Origin of the sequence: Pseudovibrio sp. Ad26, assembly GCF_001623285.1 — a bacterium.
GTDB lineage: Bacteria > Pseudomonadota > Alphaproteobacteria > Rhizobiales > Stappiaceae > Pseudovibrio > Pseudovibrio ascidiaceicola.
Map to the genome: position 1 here is coordinate 56717 of NZ_LMCE01000159.1, position 17425 is coordinate 74141.

The 17425-nt window shown below is 50.6% G+C and carries 14 protein-coding genes; 4 read left to right on the forward strand and 10 right to left on the reverse strand.

The features are described from left to right. The first annotated feature begins 395 nt into the window (after window positions 1–395). The gene (locus tag PsAD26_RS28450) at window positions 396–1331 is read left to right on the forward strand and encodes a sugar kinase (protein WP_063313096.1); all 936 of its coding nucleotides are present in this window, start codon (window positions 396–398) and stop codon (window positions 1329–1331) included. A 45-nt stretch (window positions 1332–1376) separates the two neighbouring features. Here PsAD26_RS28450 and PsAD26_RS28455 read toward each other — a convergent pair whose 3' ends face one another. Beyond that, on the reverse strand, window positions 1377–2069 hold the full coding sequence (locus tag PsAD26_RS28455; RefSeq protein ID WP_063299709.1) for a FadR/GntR family transcriptional regulator: 693 nt from the start codon (window positions 2067–2069) through the stop codon (window positions 1377–1379). A 549-nt stretch (window positions 2070–2618) separates the two neighbouring features. Between PsAD26_RS28455 and PsAD26_RS28460 the strand changes: the two genes are divergently transcribed. Together PsAD26_RS28460 and PsAD26_RS28465 are read left to right on the forward strand one after the other, a co-directional pair. Next, window positions 2619–3563: a 2-hydroxyacid dehydrogenase gene (locus tag PsAD26_RS28460; protein ID WP_063313097.1), complete on the forward strand. Its 945-nt coding sequence runs from the start codon at window positions 2619–2621 to the stop codon at window positions 3561–3563. 118 nt (window positions 3564–3681) lie between these two features. Continuing rightward, window positions 3682–4704, forward strand: coding sequence for a LacI family DNA-binding transcriptional regulator (locus PsAD26_RS28465; RefSeq protein ID WP_084403866.1), 1023 nt, complete (start codon window positions 3682–3684; stop codon window positions 4702–4704). Between the two features lie 6 nt (window positions 4705–4710). Here PsAD26_RS28465 and PsAD26_RS28470 read toward each other — a convergent pair whose 3' ends face one another. From PsAD26_RS28470 to PsAD26_RS28495, 6 genes are all read right to left on the reverse strand, one after another. After that, a complete protein-coding gene (locus PsAD26_RS28470; protein ID WP_063290482.1) occupies window positions 4711–5676 on the reverse strand; it encodes an aldo/keto reductase in 966 nt (321 codons plus the stop codon). Window positions 5677–5803: 127 nt separating this feature from the next. Then, a complete protein-coding gene (locus PsAD26_RS28475) occupies window positions 5804–8170 on the reverse strand; it encodes a HEAT repeat domain-containing protein (RefSeq protein ID WP_063290483.1) in 2367 nt (788 codons plus the stop codon). A 196-nt stretch (window positions 8171–8366) separates the two neighbouring features. Next, window positions 8367–11042 carry an arsenate reductase (azurin) large subunit gene (locus PsAD26_RS28480; protein WP_063313099.1) on the reverse strand — a complete coding sequence of 892 codons (2676 nt, stop codon included), beginning with the start codon at window positions 11040–11042 and terminating at the stop codon, window positions 8367–8369. A 10-nt stretch (window positions 11043–11052) separates the two neighbouring features. Continuing rightward, entirely contained in the window at window positions 11053–11649 is a 597-nt protein-coding gene (locus PsAD26_RS28485) for an arsenate reductase (azurin) small subunit (RefSeq protein WP_193757822.1), read from the reverse strand. A 12-nt stretch (window positions 11650–11661) separates the two neighbouring features. Then, window positions 11662–12804, reverse strand: coding sequence for a cytochrome c peroxidase (locus PsAD26_RS28490; protein WP_063313100.1), 1143 nt, complete (start codon window positions 12802–12804; stop codon window positions 11662–11664). A 12-nt stretch (window positions 12805–12816) separates the two neighbouring features. After that, a complete protein-coding gene (locus PsAD26_RS28495; protein WP_063313101.1) occupies window positions 12817–13890 on the reverse strand; it encodes a cytochrome c peroxidase in 1074 nt (357 codons plus the stop codon). 273 nt (window positions 13891–14163) lie between these two features. Here PsAD26_RS28495 and PsAD26_RS28500 point away from each other — a divergent pair, with 273 nt between their 5' ends. After that, window positions 14164–14931, forward strand: a complete 768-nt coding sequence (locus PsAD26_RS28500) for a helix-turn-helix domain-containing protein (protein WP_208985920.1) — start codon at window positions 14164–14166, stop codon at window positions 14929–14931. Between the two features lie 53 nt (window positions 14932–14984). Here the strand turns inward: PsAD26_RS28500 and PsAD26_RS28505 are convergent, their stop codons facing one another. From PsAD26_RS28505 to PsAD26_RS28515, 3 genes are read right to left on the reverse strand one after another with little or no spacing between them, the layout of a single operon-like run. After that, entirely contained in the window at window positions 14985–15875 is an 891-nt protein-coding gene (locus tag PsAD26_RS28505; RefSeq protein ID WP_082826909.1) for an ABC transporter six-transmembrane domain-containing protein, read from the reverse strand. Window positions 15876–15923: 48 nt separating this feature from the next. Continuing rightward, on the reverse strand, window positions 15924–17072 hold the full coding sequence (locus PsAD26_RS28510; protein WP_063313102.1) for a DNA alkylation repair protein: 1149 nt from the start codon (window positions 17070–17072) through the stop codon (window positions 15924–15926). Further along, window positions 17065–17397, reverse strand: a complete 333-nt coding sequence (locus PsAD26_RS28515; protein ID WP_153041604.1) for a hypothetical protein — start codon at window positions 17395–17397, stop codon at window positions 17065–17067. Before PsAD26_RS28515 ends, PsAD26_RS28510 begins: the two co-directional genes overlap by 8 nt. Window positions 17398–17425: the final 28 nt, after the last annotated feature.

The window sequence follows — 17425 nt, forward strand, 5'->3', positions numbered from 1 at the left end:
TGGCACAAATCGTATTCCACTCAGATGATACCAGTCCTATTTCATAGTTAAAAAGCAAACAACGTCACTAAGAGATTTACTGGCCCATTCCAGAGAATGGTTTGCGGCAATATTGGCCGACCAATTTTACCCTCAAAGTAGCGCCTCTTTGTAAATCGAATAAATTCCCATATTTAGTTCATCAAGAATTTCAATAAAATCAACGAAAATAAGTGTAAGCAGCTAATTGCAAAATACCCTGAAATATCGGAAAATGGTCTACCAATTAGCTGCCACAAAACTCCCAGCATCAGAATCTTTCCTGCATCATAGCAACCGCTCCTCTTGCAGGGAACTGAAAGGACTGGCCAAAAGTGACGCATGCTGCCTGATACACTTTGAACAATGAGGACAAAATGACCGCAGAAATCATCAGCTTTGGGGAGCCATTGTTCGAGTTCAATCAGGTCAAGGAATACAGCGGAGAAGGCCCAGACTACCTGTCAGGCTTTGGGGGAGATGCCTCCAATTTCGCATGTTGCGCAGCTCGTCAGGGAGCAAACGTCGCTATCCTGACCCATCTGGGCGATGATGTATTCGGCAACAAATTCATCGATCTTTGGGAAAAAGAAGGCGTCAAGACGCATCTTGTCGAGCGTAATCCGATTGCGCCAACTGGCATCTACTTTATTTCTCATGATGAGCAAGGCCATCATTTCAGCTTCGCACGCAAAGGCTCTGCAGCCTCACAGATCACACCAGATCAACTGCCAGCAGATGCTATTCGTGCTGCCAAACTCTTCCATGTCACCGCCATTACGCAGGCCATTTCCACCAGCTCATGCGACAGTGTTTTCAAAGGCATTGAGATCGCTAAAGAAGGTGGAACCCTCACCTCCTTTGACACCAACCTGCGCCTGAAGCTCTGGGATTTGAACCGCGCCCGCGGCATCATCCACGAAACCGCCCGCCTCGTCGACTTCATCATGCCAAGTGTCGATGAAGCTGAAGTACTGACTGGCCTCTCCGATCCAGACAAGATCTGCGACTTCTACCTCAATCTGGGTTCAAAGAATGTCATTTTGAAGCTGGGCAAAGAGGGCGCGATGTACGCGACGACCTCTGAGAGAAAGCGCGTTGCTGGCAATCCAGTAGAAGCCATTGATGCCACCGGCGCTGGTGACTGCTTCTCCGGTTCTTTCTTCACCAACGTAGTGGCAGGTAAGTCACTGGAAGACAGTCTCAAATACGCCAACGCAGCAGCAGCGCTCACAACGCAAGGCTATGGAGCAGTCGCCCCAATCCCGACACGCGATCAGGTCGAAGCCTTCATGCAAGACCGCAGTATTTGATAGTGAGATTGTGAGAGGGCTCGCAACAAATGAAGCGAGCCTTTTCTATTTGAACTGATCCCCAAAGAAACCAATGTGATTTCGCATCTCACGACGTGCACCTTCAACATCGCGGGCTCTGATCGCATCCAGAATGGCCTTGTGCTCTTCAATCCCATGCCGACGTGCAAACTCAGGCAGCAACGGGTACAGTCCCTTGCTCATATTCATACCAACAAGGATCTGCGGCTTCATGACTTCGTAAACAGCCGCCGCATACTCATTCTTGGCAGCCTTCACGACCGCTGCATGAAACCGCATATCGCCATCAATGGTGCCAACAGAGTCTAGTCCGTCACTGTGAATCTGTGCCAGCGCTGCATCCAGCTCTGCCATCTCTTCATCTGTCCAGCGCTCAGCAGCCAACGCCGCCATCTCGCCTTCAAAGGCCATACGGGTTTCCTGGCATTGAATGACATCACCAATGCCGGAAATCGCAAACTCTCCCAGTGTAGGCGCAAAAGGCGTTGGAGTAACGTGCTCCCTGATGACAAAGCTGCCAGAACCACGCACAGTCTTGATGTAGCCCTCTTTACGCAGGCGCTCCATCGCACCGCGCACAACAGGACGTGAGACGCCATAACGCTCACACAGCGCATTTTCTGTCGGAAGCTTAAGACCTTCCGGAAATTCTCCGGAGTCGACAGCATCTTTCATCTTGTCGTAAACCGCATTCGAGAGGTTTGCTGGACGGGCCACCACTCACACTCCAATTATTCTTGTTTTTTAAGCTATTTGCAGCCTTGGAAGTTTATTAATTTACAACAGCCGCCCTAAGCTAACAAGCTTGCCACCCTAAACCGGACCCTTTGACGGCAAGCCTCTCAAACCAAATGAAATAAATATAAAAATCAGTTAGATAGAAGAATTCTAAAGGCTACGTCATAAGCGAACAACCATGTTCTCTAACCAGACTGCGACATTATGTAGTCTACTTATTTACAGCGCATCTTCCTAATATATCTGAGAGGGATTGTGGGGTCTCTCCAAGGTTGGGGGTGTTATTATGCGTCGACTTCCTTTTAAGACTATTCAGTGTGCGGCAACTGACTTCTGTGGCACCGTCGCTGTAACAAGTGTTCTTGTAGGCGTTCTCTATCTGATTTTCACATTCACATGAGATCTGCGAGTTTCTAACAGTTTGCAATGCAGGCATCTGTGGGGCAGTCAGTACTCCCTACTGGCGAACGTCTGCAACTTGATGCATTCTTGACTTTGATGCTCAAGTAATCTTCAGATGATTGTTCTATGATCGATGTTCTTCAACTAAGCCCTTATGCGCCCAATGAAATCAACGAGGAGCTGGAAAAATGCACCCCGCTCGCTCGCTATTGGTACCTTCAACAAAACGAAGAGCTGAGAGCTCAAACCTTGCCGAATATCCGCATCGTCGCAACCAAGGGCGATGTCGGCCTCTCCAGTGAGCTGATGGCAGAAATGCCCAACCTTGAGCTTATTGCGGTCTATGGCGCAGGTTACGATAAAGTTGACCTGAAACAGGCCCGCGATAGAAACATCATCATCACAACCACACCAGACGCCTTGACCGAAGCCGTGGCCGATCACGTCGTGGCCCTTGCTCTGGCATCCTCTCGCCGAATTGCAGAGGGAGACCGCTTTATCCGCAATGGGGACTGGCTCAATGGCAAATTAGGTATCGGCTACAGCCTGCGAGGTAAAACACTCGGCATCTTTGGATATGGACGCATTGGCAGAAAAGCCGCCAAAATTTTAGGCGGCACATTTGGCATGCAAATTTTGTACTGTGATCGCAACGCAGACCCGAAACAAGATAAACAATGCCGGTCCTCTCCGCTGGAATTGGCAAGCGAATCCGACGTGCTTGTCATTGCTGCATCTGGCAGCCCTGACACAAAAAATATTATAGATATTAATATATTAGAAGCTCTGGGCCCGAGCGGGCTTTTGATCAATATCGCCCGTGGTTCATTAGTAAACACTCAACATTTGATCACTGCACTTGAGAACAGAACACTCGGGGCGGCAGCCTTGGATGTATTTCCAGATGAGCCCAATGTTCCCAACGAGCTGATCACGTCCCCCTACACAACCCTGACCCCTCACCTCGCGAGTGCTACACTCGAAACAAGACGAGAAATGGGGCGTCAAGTGATTGAAAATATTTCATCTTACAGGAAAAATGGAGAAGTATTTAACCGGCTAATTTTCTAACCTATACGTAATCCAAATAACATTTACATAGAAAAAACAAAAATATAGCTCACACGCACACGATTCAGGTGTTATTGTCGCCTGATAATTCAACTTACTTTATAAATAAAGCAAATTCATGCCTTTAAGAAAATCCAAAGTTACTGTGTCCGATATTGCGAAAGCAGCGGGAGTATCCGTTGCGACTGTCTCGAATACCATAAATGACACAGGTCGAATGACCGATGAAACCAAAGCTCGCGTAAAGAAAGCTATGCAAGAGCTGGGGTTTGTCAGAGATTACAACGCCGCCAAACTCCGGTCAGGCCGTTCGCGACTGGTCGGCGTTCTCGTGCCGGATATTTCAATTCCATTTTACGCTGAGTTCTGCACTTCACTGGAAGCTGCTCTCTCAGAGCACGGCTACCTGCCCGTTATCGCCAATGTCGGCGAAGACACCAAGCGTCAGCAAACCATGCTTGAAGAAGTCATCGGCCACGGCGTCGCAGGCATCGCAATCAGCCCGAGCGCAGGCACGAAAAGAAGTGACTTCGAGATCGCCAACACGCGCAGAATTCCCGTGGTCACCTTCTGCCGGGAAATTGAAGGTCTGGCGATGGACTACATTGGCTCCAATAATTATCAGGCTGCCCAGCTGGCCACAAAGCATCTGCTTGAGCAAGGCCATCGCAAATTCGCAATGATTGCAGGCCTGCAGGAAACCATGCCGGGTCGAGAGCGCAAACGCGGCTTCTACGATGCCTTAAAAGCAGCAGGCATTCCTGAAACTGACATCCATGTGGAAGTATGTGGCTTTGATCGTGAATGCGGACGCATAAAAGCGCAGCAACTCGTCTCAAACAAGGCTGAGTTCACCGCCCTGCTCTGCCACAATGATCTTGTCTCAGTCGGCGCGGCAGCAGAACTCAAGAAAGCAGGCCGCAATATAGGCGAAGACTTGGCCGTCGTCGGCTTCGACAACCTGCCGGAAGGTGAAGCCTGGACCCCAGCGCTGACTTCGGTTGAAAGTTACCCGCGCACCATCGGAAAGGACGTTGCCAACTTACTCATCAAACGTCTGGATGGAGAACCAACACCAACCACCACAGAACGGGTAGAGCCGCATTTATTGGTACGCGACTCCTCCAGTTTTAAGGTCTAAGACCCCTTACTCAGGGCGCGGCTCGTCCCAAAGGCTTTCCCAGGTATACGGGCTGCCGGACAAGAAGTACTCATCGCCTGGAATAAAGCGATGGTTCTTGTCCAGATGCGCAATTCGGGACATATCATGCTCATCAAGATCGCATACAAGCGCCGCCAGGTTTTGCGCCAGACGTTCAGGATTACCTGACTTTGGCACAACGATAACCCCGTTCTGGATCGCCCATTTCAGCACCACCTGAGATGTCGTAGCGTCATGCTTCTCGGCAATCTCTTCAATGACAGGATGAGCGAGAACAACATCCTGCTTCTGCGCGTCCGTCAGATCCGCTGGAACACCACGTCCAAGCGGAGAGTATGCGGTCAGCGCAATGTTGTTGTGCAGGCAATACGAGCGAAGATCATTCTGCTGAAGGAAAGGATGCAACTCCACCTGATTAACAGCCGGAACAACCCGCGCTTCCATAATCAAATCTTCCAGCTTTTGCGTGCTGAAGTTGGAAACACCAATTGTGTTCGCCAGACCATCATCAAAGCACTCTTCCAGCGCTCGCCATGTATCCATCAGCGGCACATCTTCAAGCGAAAAATAATCTTCTGAACTGGTAGGCTTCTTCACGCCCGTCTTCAGCGCCACAGGCCAGTGCATGAGGTAAAGGTCAAGATAATCCAGCTGAAGGTCCGCAAGCGTCTTTTCCAGCGCGCCTCTCACATCTTCAGGCTTATGAAAGCTGTTCCATAGCTTGGAAGTGATGAAGAGTTCGCTGCGCTTGATGCCCTCTTCCTTCATGGCATCAGCAATCGCCTGCCCAATCTCAGCTTCATTGTCGTACATCATCGCGCAATCGATGTGGCGATACCCAGCAGTCAACGCCGCACGAAGTGCAGGATAGGTCTTACCCTCTCCAAAGTTCACCGTACCAAGGCCCAGCATTGGCATCTTGTAACCGGTAGAAAGTGTCTTGGATCGCATGATGCCCCCTCCAAAAAAGAAAACCTGCCAGCGAACGCCAGCAGGTTTCCTTACAACGTATTCCGCACCAGATAAATACCGATGCCCATCACGAGATTTGGTTTCGCCTCATTTGAGAGCAGAAACCTCAAGCCACGTATTTGTTCAGCACTTCAAGAGCCGCCAGCTTGCGGGAAAGATCTCCATCCAGCCACTGCTCCATAGCACCAAGAACACTCTCCTGAGCATAGCAGCGCAAACACGTTGCAGCTCCTGGAATAAGAACGCCATTTTCCATCTGCGCAGCTTCGAAAATCTCATCCAGATTACTGGTATCTGAGTTTGCACTCACAAGCTCCAGCGCAGTCACTCGCAGGCGGCGACGCGGGCTTTTGAGATAGCTACGCACATCAATGTTAGTGTCAGGTTTTCCGGCCAAAACTTTCAGCGCTGAGGCAGAAACAGCGTCAGTTTTGTCCTTCAGGGCTGCCGTCACAACCTTCTCAGCTTCTGGATTTGAGGAGGTGCCAAGCAGCTCAACACGCATTGCACGCACAGCCACATCATTCTCTGGTGGCAAAGCAAGGATACGCTCGATGGCTTCCTCAGAAAGCTCAAGCCCATTCTCAACCAAATGAACAAGGCTCTGACTTGCAGCAAACCGAACCTGCATCTGACGATCAGACAAAGCAGATACCAGCGCATCAATCAGTTCAGGCCGCTTCGCATCACCACATATGCGCAAGGCCAGCAAACGAATGTCCAGAGCAGGATCATCCGGACGACCTGGAACAACGCGCTTCTTCTCAATCAGTTCATTCGCAAGCTCAAGAAAGTGCATGTCTTTCTTACCAAGATCGACAGGCTCTTCAGCCAGCTTCTCAATCTCGTCTTCAGTGTTCAGGATCGCACCGAGCGTTGAACCCGGGAAGGCAACAACATTGTCAGGCAGATCTTCAACATTCTCAATAGCGCCCTCTGGCACGTCTTCAGCAACAATTGGATCAGCACCAGCAGTGACCTTGGCAACCAGCTCTTCAGCAGAAGGCTCTTCGGCTACAACATCTTCCTCAGCCACAACTTCATTCGGCGCCTGAGGCTCAATCACATTGCCTTCACGGTCGATCTGAATGCGCGGCTGCTTGCCGTCACCCTTGCCATTGCTACCGAGATCGGACGGATCCTTCTCTTTTGCGCTATCGAGAATATCCTGATCATGCGCTTCTGGCATCAACTTGCCAGAAACTGCCCAAACCAGTTGTACAGCAGCATTGTCCGCAATATCGCCCTCACCTTCAGCCAGCTTGGCCAGAGAGTTCAAAGCAGCAAGGCGGATTTCCTGTTCTGCACTTGTCACCTGCTCCTGCAAAACGGCTAGACCATCAACACTCGGCTTCTCACCGTGAAGCACGATAAACGCCTTCAACACCGCCTCTTCTTGACGGTGGACAGCAATCTCGCTCAACAGAGCCGCCGCAGCTTCAGTCTCAACTTTCGCAAGCACAGGCACCAGCGCAGCAACAAACGCATCACTCGCACTGCGCAAAGAGCGTTCAATCCGCTCAATCAGCGCATCCGGTTTGGTGATATCAGAAGAAGCCATCCGCCCAAGCGCCATAATACGCAGGGTTTCTTCCTCGTCTTCAAAAGCAACCGTTTCAAGCTTTGAGTAGGAAAGTTTGCCAGATGCCTTCAGCGCCAGGCGGCGCATTTGCGGCTCGCTGTCAGCCAGCAACACAGCCAGATCAGCTTCTTCACCACGGGCCATCAGCACTTCAGCTGCAGCAACACGCACATCAGGATCAGCGTCTGCGAACAAAACGCGTAGGATCTCACCAACCCGCTCATCCTTCGCAGAGGAAAGCGCTCGAGCCGTATGTTCACGCACGCGCGCAGAAGCGTCCGTCGCCAGAGATGCCAGTTCAAGCAATCCAGCAACACCCATTTCAGAAAGCGCCATGGTCACTTCCGGCCAAACTTCCTGACCAAATGGATCACGTGCAGCTTCCAACAAAGCCGCAGCAGATGCTTCACATTTCAACGTGCCCAGCGCCAGAATGGACTTGCGCTGCACATCCAGCCAGTCATCCCATTCAGCGCCATAACCGTCCCATGCAACATCATCTTCGCAACGGTCTTTAGCCAGCTTCGTCAGCCAGTCTTCCGCAACTGTCCCGCCAACAATTGCAAGTCCGTCAATGGCAGAAAGCTTCACTTCCAGCACTGGATCACTCTGCAAACTCCACAGCAGAACATCAGCATCCAGGCCCTTGCCTGCACTGATAAGAGCTTCAACCGCATCACTGCGGACGTCTTCATCTTCATCTCGCAACGCTTCAGCAAGCGCAGCATGAGCAGTCGAAGTGCCAAATTTTCCAAGAATTTGAGCGGACAAACACTTTTCGCGCTCTTCGCCGTTTGCAAGCAACTCACACAAGATTTTCACGAGCTTATCAGTAGCTTCGGTCTGCTCCACTGCAAAATCCTGATCTAAATGCCTGATGGAAACCGTCATGATTGGCTTTTCTCCTCAAGCGTATTCCCGAGTAGTGGACTCCGGTGTTCGGGCAAGAATACGCAAAACAAAAACTTAAAGCAGGTTGAAAACAAACTGACTTAAGGCCCACTTCTGCAAAACGGCTCAAGTGCGCGAGCCCCTTGGCACAAGCGGAAAAAGAACTGGCGGGATAGCCCCGCCAGCTCCTGATTTCCTATGCAATATCGCGACGTGCGAAAGACATAGACCGGAAACTATCCTTGTATGGGCTTGTGCCGATCTTTTTGATGCGACCAACACCCATCTTGTAGTTGTAGTTACCGCTGATCCAGTCCACCACGCGGCCAGACAGAGCGTTCGCTGGCTGTGCGGTGTGCAGGAAGTCCATGTAAAGCATGCCCTTCTTCAGCGCTGGGGTAACAATTGCTACCGCAGTAATAGCGCCTTCAGTCAGCTCGATATGGCCTTCATCCATCAGTTTTGTAAAGGTGAAGTCATCGCCTTCAATGCCCACTGTGGTGTCTGTCTGAACCGGAATACGGTCAGAGAAGAGCATCACGTAGTCACCGTTCTCGATACCGCGCTCTTTCGCATCATCTGGGTGGATTTCAACCCAGTTTTCAGGCCAGCGCTGCACGATGTAAGGACGACGACGGTCATCATAACCAGACTGCCAACGCTCGTTGATACGACCGGAAGTCACCCAAAGCTCATCATCCTTCGGCTTCATCCATGCCCAGTAATCGGAGAACAGGCTCCATGGGCTCTTCTGGATGTTACACTTACCAGTCTGAGAGTTGAAGTGAGTGAGCTTCTTGTTGTAGCGGTTGGAACCGGTTGGACCAGTCGCTGACAGTTCACGGGTTGTGTCATGCAAGCGCTGGGTACCCTGCAGGGTTCCGTCTTCAAGCATAACAACTGGGCCCTGAATACCATCAGTACCGAACTCAGCAAACTTCTCGTGAAGAGTCTTGCCTTCCTTCTGAGCAGCAACCTTCAGCATAAAGAAGTCTTTACGGCTGCCACGGGAGAAGCGTGCTGCTTCTTCAAGTACTTCGTTGGAGTCTTTCCAATCGTACCCTTTGAAGCCCATCTTCTTCGCGAGGTTCGCAACAATCCACCAGTCAGGTTTCGCTTCACCCGGTGCATCGTAGAATTTTGGATACAGACGCAGACGACGCTCACCGTTTGCACGGGTGAATGTATCTTCGCCCCAACCAGCAGCTGGGAACACGATATCTGCGAAACGTGCACCAATTGGATCTACGAGGTAGATGTCCTGGTTCACCACAACCATACCACCGCTATCTACACGCTTTTTCAGAGTGTCGATTATGGTCTGCTTGTCGTAAGAACGCACCTGATTTGGGTTCTGAACAGTCAGCTCTTCAAACTTTGCAGCAAGAGACTGGGAACCACACATGGACTGAATCCAGGTGTTGCCAATCACGTGAGCAAAGCGGGTGTGACCACTCATCAGATACCGGTCGGTATCCATTGCGCGACGACGACGGCCTGGCAGCTTCTCAGGAGACTTGTTGCGTGGGTAAGACCCACCCTTCAAACCACCACGCTGGTGACCACCAGCACGGCCAATGACCTGACCCGGACGACCGCCACAACCCGTGATAATACCAAGAGACGAAATCGCATTGGTGTTACCGGTGTTGTTGGACCAGTAGAAGCCCTTTTCGATCATGATAGACGTCTTAGGACGGGAGCCATCATCACGAGGCTTAGCCATCCACTCAGCAGCCTTGTAGATTTTCTCTACATCGATCTGAGCAGTTTCAGCAGCAGCTGTCGGTTCAAACTCATCCTGAGCCATCAGCCATTTAACGAAGTCGTCGTAGCCTTTGGTCTGGAATTTGCCCCAGGTCGTACGCCACTGCCATGGAGTGTTACGAGTACCCTGACCGAAGCCTGAGGAGCTCTCCCACTTGTTGTTGACCCAATCACGGATCCATTCAGCGTCTTGCCAACCGTTTTCGATGATCACACGAGCAATCGCGTTCACAACGAGAAGGTCAGTACCTGGCTGGATGTCGAGCCACAGACCACCATTCTTCTCCGCATAAGCCACACCAGCAGTACGGCGCGGGATCATGAAGATTGTCTTTTGACCGTTCTGGATGGCTGGCATAATCCAGTCAGTGAACAAAATGGTCTTGGACTCGTATGGATCGGTACCGCAGATCATCAGAGTCTCGGCATCTTTCCAGTCCTGATAAGAAGGACCAAAGTTGTCGAAACCAGCATCACGGAAGCCCGGAGTGGACGTCACATCAGATGGAGTGTCGTGGAATGTGAAGTTCGCAGTGCTAACAGAGCGCAGAGCATACTTGGAAATCGCGTAGGTGTTTTCCATGTAGCCGTAGGAGAATGTTTTCACGCAGAAAGCGTTCTCGCCGTGCTTCTTGATAACGTGCTTACCAACTTCCGCAGCAATTTCCAGAGCCAGATCCCAGGTGACCGGCATCAACGTACCGAACATGCGGATCATAGGTGACTTCAGACGATCACGAGTTGGGGTCTGAGGGTTGTAAACCTTCTTCGCCAGCGCACCACCACGGATAGAAGAGTTACCATTGATGTTTACATGCTTGGTATCTTTATCCGGAATGATGATCACATGGTGAGGTTCGCCCTTGTGCAGCACAACGTTGTACTGGTTTGGAGCAACCCATGGGCCCAGCGGATCAACCGGGAAGTCGACGCCAAAGGCATTTTCAGCGGCGTTTTCACCACCTACTTTTCCAGCCTTAACAGGCCAGCGATAGATCTTATAACCACACGCTACGATGCAATAATCACAAGCAGTGGAAAGAACATCAGCATCTACCGGAGGCAGCGGAATGTTTGTTCCAGGAATGTAGTAGGGAGTTGACATGTTTTACTCCTCACCCTTTGAGATTGTCGTAGCGGCCATAGATCAGCCCGAACATACCAACAGCGTAAACATCGTCGCCGTCCAGCTCGAGAAGAACCTGAGGCAGACTCTGGTAAGCCTGGCCGGAGATGAAGATACCGTGACGGGTTAGGTCAAAGGTGGTCAGGTGCAGTGGGCATGGACCCAGAGCCTTATCACCTTTCTGATAGGTACCCTGCAGCGGACCACCCTGGTGAGTACAGGTATAGTTGAACGCTACAATGTCCTTGTCAGAGCCAATACCGCCACCAGCTTCCTTGCCCAACTTAACAATCATGGACTCGCAATAAGCGCCTTCGTCCGGATAGTTAAAGTCGAGCGGTTCGTCTTCTTTCAGCTCAGAAAGCTTACAAATGAACTTGCGCTCATAAGTGGAGACCATCGCAGGCACCTTCGCAGAGGAAGGACCAGACTTGAGAGCCACCATAACGGTGAAGGTAGAAATACCGGAAGTCAGCAGGAACTGACGGCGTGTCATCACACAACGCTTGCCAGTTTTTGCAATTTCCTCAGGGCCGTTCACGACCTCAATCATCTCAGGAGAGACGGACTTAGGTTGATGTGTCATCTCCATCTCCTCTTAATTCGTTACAGCCGGAAGCGGTTCATACTCAGGAAGATCAGGTGTTTCCATGAGAAGACGCTCGCCAGTGAAGCTTTCAACGAAGGCCACCAGATCAGCTTTCTCTTTGTCAGTCAGACCGAGAGGTTTGATCAGGTCGGTTTTCGTTGCGGCCCAGTCGTTAGTGCCACCACCCTGGTTGTAGAACTCAACTACGTCTTCCAGAGTTTCCAACATGCCGTTGTGCATGTAAGGAGCGGTGTACTTGGTGTAACGCAGAGAAGGCACACGGAACTTGCCGAGGTCAGCATTCTGCTTGGTCACGAAATAAAGGCCCGGATCGTCCTTCCACTTGCGGTATTTCTCTTCCGTGGAGCCTTTTGCATAAAGCTCAAAGCGGAAGGTGATTTGCGCAAGTTCATCGTCTTCCCAACCGTCATAAGCTGGAACGCCGAGGTTGTAGTACTTCTGGTTGGAGATCAGAGCACCATCATGACAGGTAGAACACCCAGCCTTACCGGTGAACAGTTCCATACCGCGCTTCTGCTGATCACTCAGAGCATCATCATCGCCGAGCATGTACAGATCAAACGGAGTATCACGCTGAACGATTGACCGCTCAAATGCAGCAATCGCCATATAAGCGTCACGCATCAGAGGGTATTCGGTACCGAACACATCGTTGAAGCGCTCACGATACTCAGGAATAAACGCAAGGCGCGCTTCCATCATGTCGTCTTCACCGTTACCGGCAACACCACCACGAGCAGCTGTACGAGCTTCTGCTTCCAAAGATTTGGAAACACCAGTCCAGAACAGATTACCGTAATACGCAGTGTTCACGATTGTTGGTGAGTTACGCCAGTGAACTGTACCCGGATAGCCCAGAGAGATCTTGTCTGGGAAGTCCCAACCAAGCTCTGGCAAGTGACATGCCGAACATGGCATCGCACCGTTACCGGACAGACGTGGATCGAAGAACAGGAGCTTGCCCAGCTCAACCTTTTCAGGTGTCATTGGGTTATCTGGTGGAGAAGGAGGCTCACCCAAAGGAGCCAGTTCTGCCGGGCGTTTTTCAGCCGCTTGAACACCAGCTGCAACTGCAACAATGGAAACACCAGCAAGTGCAATCACACTAATGGTTTTTTTGAATGTTGTCATTTTAGCAGCCCCCTAGTTCTTCTTGTTTTTCCAGTCTTCGATCAACTCGTAAGAGTAATCGTCGGCTGTCCAAACATATTCAGGAGTATCGAAGCTGTCGCCAGACAAGGTCTTCAGGAACGCGACCAGATTGGCCTTTTCGCTGTTCTTCAGATTGAGAGGCTTCAGACGTGAGTCTTTGTTGACATCATCACCGCCACCCTGGTTGTAGAATTCTACAACGTCTTCAAGTGTCGCCAGCATGCCGTTGTGCATGTAAGGCGCAGTGTATGTCAGCTCACGAAGAGTTGGGGTCAGGAAGGAACGCTTGTTCTCTTCTTTATGATCCCGGATGAATGCACCCTGGTCTTCACGCAGGTTCATGTAGTTGTTAACGCCCATGAACTTCGCGTAGGTCACGTAGGTGATGTGACGCAGAGGATCGGACCAGATATCAGGGTTGTTAGGAACACCGATATTGTGTGGCTGATCATCTGTGAAGCGGTTACCGGAGTGACAGGAAGAACATCCTGCTTTGCCCATGAAGAGTTCATAACCGCGCCTTTCAGAAACGGTCAGCTCACCACGGTCAAACGCGGAACCTTGAGATGTAATGGATTTAAGGAATGCTTCTAAAGCACCACGAGCACCACCGTTAGATGGTTCACCCTTACCCGCAGCTTTAAACATTTCAACGTAAACAGGATCTTGCTTCATGCGCTCCTGCATGATGCGCATATCCATGTTCATGATGTAAGTCTCTGTGATCATACCACGAGAGACATCGTTCAGGTTTGTACCTAAACGGCCATCATGCATCCAGGCTGCCCGGTGTCCGACATTCGCCAGTGTTGGCGTATTACGGAAACCTTCTGTACCTGTATATGCAGTAGAAAGCTTTTCGCCGTCTGTGAACCCCTTAGCTGGATCATGACATGTTGAACAGCTAAGGTTGGTGTCACCAGACAAACGGCTATCATAAAATAAGCGTTTTCCCAGTTCTACAAGAGCAGGTTTCTGCTCTATCTTTGCAACAGGCCCTAAATCTGTTGCGAATGCCGCAGTGCTTGTCATCAAAGCAATCGACATACTGACGAGAAGGCGCATTGTTACCCCCAGTTTGGCTGGGATGATACTAACAAGATTCGTTGTCAGGCAGCATCGATCCCCGAATACGCATTATTTCTGCATGGAGGTGAAGTACTTTCATTGATTGCAATCAGAAGTCAGATTTAGGAGTTCTAAAGAATGATATTTTTTCACGCTCATCCGGTAACAAAATGTTGAATAAAAGTAATCCTTGGAATATTGATTTATATCAATGTCCTTGACTACAGGGGACTTTACGCCAAATCACGTAATAAGCGGGGAGCTTAACGCATGTCGGGGACAACCCCTCCAAAGATAGCGTCATCACTTGACCATCTTTCGTTTGAATGTGTTCAGGAATCCTGCGGTTTTAAGGGCGAGGAATGCCTTTGTCGTCCGATGCATCATCATTTCGAAAAAGCAGAATTACGTGCCGCCAGAACCATCGAGCTGAACGAAGGTGATCAACTGGCGCCAGAAGACTTTCCGGAACCTGTTGTATTCGCAGTTCTCAATGGCGTGATCGCTGTTGAGAGCCACTTAAGTGATGGACGCCGCTCCCTACTCACACTTCGCTTCCCAGGTGAGTATCTGGACATGAACCGTGCAGACCGTCACGCATCTGGTGAAGTCGTCGCTCTTGCGCCAACTTCAGTGAAGCTGGTTCCACGCAATGTCTTCGAAGAATTGCTGTTGCTGGACTCCAACCTGCGCCGCATCTACTGGCGCCGCGCGACTGATATCATGCACCAGCAGTTCGACCATTCCTCTGATCTGGGCAAGAAAACCCCAACAGAGCGCATGGCTTCCTTTATCTTTGAGCTCCGCAACCGCATGAGCATTCCACGCTTTGTGGAAGAGTTCACTCTGCCAATCTCCCGACAATCCATTGCTGACTATCTCGGCCTGCGTGCTGAGACCGTAAGCCGTGTTCTGAAGAGTTTGGAGAAGGAAGGCGCAGTCAAGCTCATTGGCAAGCACAAGATTGCCGTTCTGGACTTCAAAGGCCTGCGTAAAATCGCCAATGGAGCACGGCCGCGCCTGTCAAACCATCGCTGATCTGATCGCGCGACTTTAAGAGCTGGTCACAACGCCAGCTCTTCCCACCCTACTTACTCTTCTTCTACATTATTTATACGCGCAGTGATCTCATTCAGGCGTGTCAGGCTTTGCATCGTCATGGGCAGCATAATGGCCGCCTCCACGAACTCCCATGAGTAAGCCACGATGGAAAATATCATGCCTGTACTCATGTCAGGCAATCCAGCCGCCAGGATCAAATTGGACACAATAAACGCAATCTGAAACAGGAAAATCACACCATAAACGATGGCTTCCGTGTCAGAAAGACGAACTTCATGCATTCTTAGCGCACGCAGATGTCTCCAGACACCACGCCGACTCCCTCTCTCAAGCACATGCACCTGGTTCTCTGTCTCTGCATTCAGGGCGGAATTGAGCAAATAAAACCGACTGTTAAATGCCGAGTAAGTAAGCAGCATCAGAACGACGACAGTAAACGCCGACGTTGACAGCCACAAATGGAACCCTGCAAGCACCACGAGAGCGACAATAATCTGGATAACAGCTGAAAGCACTTCAGGTACTTCCTCCTCCAGATAGTCCACCAGCTCTCTGCTCATATTCAACCGCGCCGCTCGTTTCGAAACCGGCTTAGTCTGGTGCCTCTGATCCAGCTCCGCCCCCAAGTGGAGTCGGATTGTGCCATAGGCGCGGGTATCGTAAATCCGGCGCGCTACCGCGATCACCGTCAGCCCAACAAGAACACCACCCATTACAATGACATGGTCGAATGCCCCTTGAAGCAGGCCATCAATGGCAAACCCGATGAGCAACGGGATCAGTGCCATCAAGAAATTCTCTGCAAGAACACCCGCCCATGTAAGACAAATCCGATAGGGAAATGTCTTCACAAGGGTAGAAAGTCCAAGATGTCCTTCTAAACGCATGATGCCCTCAACACACAAATAATAAATTGTCATTTTAGATAATCTATTATCACACTGTGTCAAGGCCTGCTCATTCGGCAGTTAAGCAACCACCTCTTCAACACCAACCAATTCAAAGGAGCCAATCGGCGTCTCAACTCCGTTCAGCAACACTGCCAGCCGATGTTCTCCCTCATAATACCGACGTGTTGTGTTTGGCCGAATGCTATGTTTGCCTGAAGCACGAAGCGTCTGCCCAGCGCTCAACTCGCCTCTCCGCCATTTGAACACCTTTGGGGCCAGTGCCCCATTCGCTTTGCGATGGTAGATGACAAAGTCGAGCATAAACGGAACTGCCTTCTCAGAGGCATTGCTTATCTCCGCAGAAAAGGTCAGCCCTGATCCATAGACCACCTGATCAGTATCCAAGGCACTGCGCACCACACGCGTATGCTCTGCATCATACCCCAGCACAGCGAGGCTCGGCAGATGAGCCGCCTTCACATTGCTTCGCAACGCATGCCTTACCAGCCGCAATCTGCGCTCGGTTGATTGCTCGAGCCAGCGCCCGCAAACCTCAGCAGTTAAATCAGGGTGATCCTTGGAAATGTCGTTCAGATGATTGGCAACAGACCGGCGCACATACTCAGTCTCATCATCTTTAAGCTTCTCTAACAATGGCAGGCACTTATCAGGGGTCTCGATAAAGCCCTTTAATCGCTGTCCCCATGGCAACCTTGGTCGTGTTCCTTCAGAAACAAGCCGCCGCACATGCGCACATTCATCCTCAGCCCACTCTGCAAGAAGCGTCATCACCTCCTCTTCATAGCGTTCAATAAACGGACGAATAGCAAACTCAGCTGAAAAGCGACGCGTCATCTCTTTCATAGCAGCCATAGAGAGCTCAAATTTCTCTAGGCCATAAAGCAACACATAATCGGAGAATGGCATTGTGACGAAGCCGGAAAGCCCGCTTCCATCATTCTCCCAGACTGGCTCATCCTCCATAGCCAATGGAGCGGAGAGCGTCGCCATCATAACCCGCAGCGCTTCGCTATAATCCTCAGGAAGATAACGACGCAAGCAACGCGCCAGATGGAGCGAGCGCTCTTTCAGCTCCAACTCACTCAATCCATCCATGGCTTCAACTGTGAAACGAGAAGCAATAAATGAGGGATGAACCTCTGCCAAAGCAGAGGCCATCCGTTCAATTGATGCTTGATTGAAGACCTCTTTAAAAGGCTCAGCCATAAGTACCCACCACAATAAAGAATTCCATTGCACCAGCTTTGCGCGGCTGATGCTCACGGCTCATATCAATCAAAGAAAAATACGCCTGCCCGGCTTCATGTTGGCCAGCAGCAGCAAAAGCTTTCTCACTGGCACTGCTGTCTGCCCAAACAACAATATCAGCATAGGCACCATCCTCATGCTTCACCAAAGAACGGCGCACAAATCCTTTGTGCTCATTCAAAAACTCAGTCTGAAACCGCTCAGAAGCAGCAACAAGATCACTTTCACTCTTGCCCTCAGCAAGATGAAAAGGCGCAAACTCAATCACTTGGTTGGTCATCATTATTTTCCTTAAAAATTCGGATGACCTG